The following is a 3,476-nucleotide window of genomic DNA, read 5'->3' on the forward strand; positions in this document are numbered from 1 at the left end:
TCACGACGACGCCCTTGCGCTTCGCTAACCCTTCGCCGCCATCAGGCTGGGTAGAGGACTTACACCTCCGAGCTGTCGATCATGCTCGGCACACAAAGAAAAGCCCGGACAAGCCGGGCTCTGGAGATGGCCGCGAGGCCGTTTGGAAACGCGCGATCAGTTCTGCGAATCATCCGCCGGTGCGGCGCCATCGGCGGGTGCTGCGCCATCCGCCGGAGCGGCGGCATTGGCGGGTGCGGCCGGCGCTTTGGCCTTGGCTGCCGCGGCCAGCGTTTCGCCGACCTGCTGGGCGAGATCCCGCGCCAGGCCGTTCTGCCAGATGTCGGCTGCCTTCAGCAGGTCACGCGTGACGGCCGGGCCGCTGTCGAGCAGTTTCTTGCCAGCGTCCGAACTGTAGAAAGCCGCGATGTCGTTGAGGTCCTTTTCGGAAAACACCTTCGCATAGGCAAGGGCCGCTTCCTTTTCCAGGTCTGCGCGGCGCGAAGCCAGCGCCAGCGCCTTCTCGTTGATCGTCTTGCCGATCAGCTCCTGCATGTCGGGGTTCTTCTGGATGAGCTGCGATTCGAGCGCGGCCGCCGCCTGCGGCAGGATGTTGTCGAATGGGTCGGTCGCATGGATCGCCGCGACCGCCGCGCGGGCGGCCTTCAGGTGCGATTCCGTGACGTCCTGCGAAAACGCCGGCGAGGAGAAGGCGAAAACAGCCGAGGCCGCTAGAACGACGGACAGTTGGCGAACCCGCTTATGCAACATCATGGTCGATAGAACTCCCTGGTTTTCGGGCGGCATGGACGGTTTGGATGCCGTCGCCGCCGGCTATGATGGCCGCTGACGCCAGCCCGATGAAAAGACCGTGCTCGACCACGCCTGGAATAGCGTGGAGAGCATTCGAAAGCGCTCTTGTATCCGGAATGCGGCCAAAAGATGCATCGAGGATAAAATGGCCGCCGTCTGTAACAAAAGCCTGGCCCCCCGTCATCCTCAATGTAACCGGACCGGAAAGACCGAGCTTTCCAGCCGCCGCCGCCACCGCGATCTCGGTTGCGCGCAGGCCGAACTGGTTCACTTCGATCGGCAGCGGAAAAAGGCCGAGCGTCTCGACCATCTTCGACCGGTCGGCGATGACGATCATGCGCTTTGAAGCCGCCGCCACGATCTTCTCGCGCAGCAGCGCGCCGCCGCCGCCCTTGATCAGGCTCAATTCCGGATCGACCTCGTCGGCGCCGTCGACGGTGAGATCGAGCTCGGGCGTTTCCTCCAGCGTCGACAGCGGCACGCCAAGTTCGCGGCACAGCAAGGCGGTGCGCTCCGACGTCGGCACGCCGATGATGGTCATGCCGGTGGCGATCTTGTCGGCCAGCAGCCGCACGAACTCGTCGGCGGTGGTGCCGGTGCCGATGCCGAGCCGCATGCCGTCCGTGACATGGGCAAGGGCCGCCCGCGCGGCTTCGACCTTCAGCTGTCTTGCATCCATGCCGCTTTTGCCGCCCGAACCTGATGTTTGGGGGCTCGTAGCATTTTTGCCGGTCAGGTCAAAGCCCTGGCGGCGGCGAACTCCCCGCTGACGCGCGGCATCCAGTCCATGGCGCCCGCCGCTCGGCGGGCGATACGTGGCGCCGAACGTAGGAATTTGTTCTTAAGGCCATTGACAGGGTGAGTGCAGCTATGCTACATATTTGCCCATGGTGCTGATTTGCGCCAACCACCCGCCGCCCTGGCGGGTTTTTCACTTCCAGCCGCTCGCCCCGAAACGCCCAGCCCGCGAATGCCCACCCGATGCGGCTTGCTTGCTTGAACGAGCTGGCCCGCTTGCCTTGACGCGCCGCAGCCGCTATCGCCTGCCCCTGCACAAACCAGCTCAGGACCGACCATGACCCGCCCGATCATCGTGTTCGACCTCGACGGTACCCTGATCGACACGGCGCCGGATCTGCTCGACAGCCTGAACCACAGCCTTGCCGCCAGCGACATCGCGGCCGTCGACGAAGCCGGCTTCAGGCGCTTTGTCGGTCACGGCGGCCGGGTGATGATCGAACGGGCGCATGCGGCCCAGCAGCGATCGCTCAATGTCGAGCAGCACGACCGGTTGCTGAAGATTTTTCTCGATCACTACACCCTCAACATCCCCGGCAAGTCGCGCCCCTACCCCGGCGTTCCCGAGGCGATCGCGCGCTTCGAGAACGCCGGCTATCTCCTGGCCATCTGCACCAACAAATACGAAGCCAACTCGCTGGCGCTGATCGAGGCGCTCGGCATGACCAGGCATTTCGCGGCAATCGCCGGACAGGACACGTTCGCGTTCCGCAAGCCCGACCCGCGCCACCTGACCGAGACCATAAAACGCGCCGGCGGCGACCCGGACCGCGCCCTGATGGTCGGCGATTCGCAGACCGACATCGACACCGCGAAAGCCGCCGGCATTCCGGTGGTGGCCGTCGATTTCGGCTACACCGACCGTCACGTGCGCGAGTTCGAGCCCTCGGCGGTCATTTCTCACTTCGACGCGCTGACGCTGGACCTGGCACAAAGGCTGATCGCCGCCGCGCAACATTGAACGAACCGGCGCGCGGCCCCTCGCCGGGAGAGATCGAAAGAGCAAAATCCGACCCTGTGAGAACGCCGGACACCGCCTTGACTTCCCCAGCCTGCCTCCCTTATATCGCGGCTCGCTTGGCCTTCGGGCAACGAGCGGGCGATTAGCTCAGCGGGAGAGCACACCCTTCACACGGGTGGGGTCGCAGGTTCAATCCCTGCATCGCCCACCATTTCCTTCAAGGGTTCACAGCCGAACCTTCGACTTGCTTCCCGGGATTCGCGGCCTGCGTCAGCCCGTTCGGGCGCGCAGCGCAGCCCTCCGGGAACAAACCTACCCACCAGCGAGTTTCCCTCCGTTGCAACTTTGAAGGAAACCCATGTCCAGGCTCCTGCTGGCGACCAGCGTCGCCGTTGTTCTCGCTGCCGGGCCGTCGCTCGCCGCGGACGAAAAACCGCTGCCGCCGCCCAATGCCAAGAAATTGTCCGACATCATCGCCAAGGTCGAGCAGCGCGACGGCTTCCGCTATGTGAAGGAAGTCGACTGGGAAGATGGCGCCTATACCGTCACCTACTACACCGCGGATAAGGCGAAGGTCGAAATCACCTTCGATCCCGTGACGGCCGAGCCGAGATAACGACCGTCGGCGGACGTCGTGAGCGGGGCTTGGCCTCCGGTCGGCGGTGCCTTCGTGTTCCGCTTGCGCCGCCCCTCACCTGCCTACCGGCATCCTCTCCCCGTATAGTGACGGGGAGAGGGGTGCAGTTGTCGATGGTTTCGCCAATCGTCAGCGTTCCAGAAAAAGGCGCCGAGCTTTCGGCTGCCCCTTCTCCCCGTCACTATACCTATCGCATTCACACATCTCGGTTGCGTTTTGCGATGAAGCTCGATTCTGTGTCGGTGAGAAGATCGATGGAGGTATCGATGACCAGGATCGAGTACGGAC

4 protein-coding genes and 1 tRNA gene are annotated in these 3,476 nt (G+C 64.0%); 3 read left to right on the forward strand and 2 right to left on the reverse strand.

Translation table 11 applies throughout. The annotated features are described in order from the left end of the window. Positions 1-156: 156 nt before the first annotated feature. Together NKI49_RS33070 and rpiA are read right to left on the reverse strand one after the other, a co-directional pair. Positions 157-753: a DUF2059 domain-containing protein gene (locus NKI49_RS33070; protein WP_352608382.1), complete on the reverse strand. Its 597-nt coding sequence runs from the start codon at positions 751-753 to the stop codon at positions 157-159. Beyond that, on the reverse strand, positions 740-1,471 hold the full coding sequence (rpiA, locus tag NKI49_RS33075) for a ribose-5-phosphate isomerase RpiA (RefSeq protein ID WP_352608379.1): 732 nt from the start codon (positions 1,469-1,471) through the stop codon (positions 740-742). Before rpiA ends, NKI49_RS33070 begins: the two co-directional genes overlap by 14 nt. Before the next feature lie 396 nt (positions 1,472-1,867). Here rpiA and NKI49_RS33080 point away from each other — a divergent pair, with 396 nt between their 5' ends. The 3 genes from NKI49_RS33080 to NKI49_RS33090 all read left to right on the forward strand — a co-directional run bounded on the left by NKI49_RS33080 (position 1,868) and on the right by NKI49_RS33090 (position 3,167). Continuing rightward, the gene (locus NKI49_RS33080) at positions 1,868-2,551 is read left to right on the forward strand and encodes a phosphoglycolate phosphatase (protein WP_352608377.1); all 684 of its coding nucleotides are present in this window, start codon (positions 1,868-1,870) and stop codon (positions 2,549-2,551) included. A gap of 136 nt (positions 2,552-2,687) precedes the next feature. Beyond that, positions 2,688-2,762: transfer RNA gene (locus tag NKI49_RS33085), tRNA-Val, on the forward strand. A 147-nt stretch (positions 2,763-2,909) separates the two neighbouring features. Continuing rightward, a complete protein-coding gene (locus NKI49_RS33090; RefSeq protein ID WP_352608374.1) occupies positions 2,910-3,167 on the forward strand; it encodes a PepSY domain-containing protein in 258 nt (85 codons plus the stop codon). Positions 3,168-3,476: the final 309 nt, after the last annotated feature.

The sequence above is a fragment of the Mesorhizobium sp. M0587 genome (genome assembly GCF_040320945.1).
GTDB lineage: Bacteria > Pseudomonadota > Alphaproteobacteria > Rhizobiales > Rhizobiaceae > Mesorhizobium.

Bases quoted from the DNA above. Each gene is read 5' to 3' on its own strand.
- NKI49_RS33070 (WP_352608382.1), bottom strand. From the start codon at position 753: ATGATGTTGCATAAGCGGGTTCGCCAACTGTCCGTCGTTCTAGCGGCC.
- rpiA (WP_352608379.1), bottom strand. From the start codon at position 1,471: ATGGATGCAAGACAGCTGAAGGTCGAAGCCGCGCGGGCGGCCCTTGCC.
- NKI49_RS33080 (WP_352608377.1), top strand. From the start codon at position 1,868: ATGACCCGCCCGATCATCGTGTTCGACCTCGACGGTACCCTGATCGAC.
- NKI49_RS33090 (WP_352608374.1), top strand. From the start codon at position 2,910: ATGTCCAGGCTCCTGCTGGCGACCAGCGTCGCCGTTGTTCTCGCTGCC.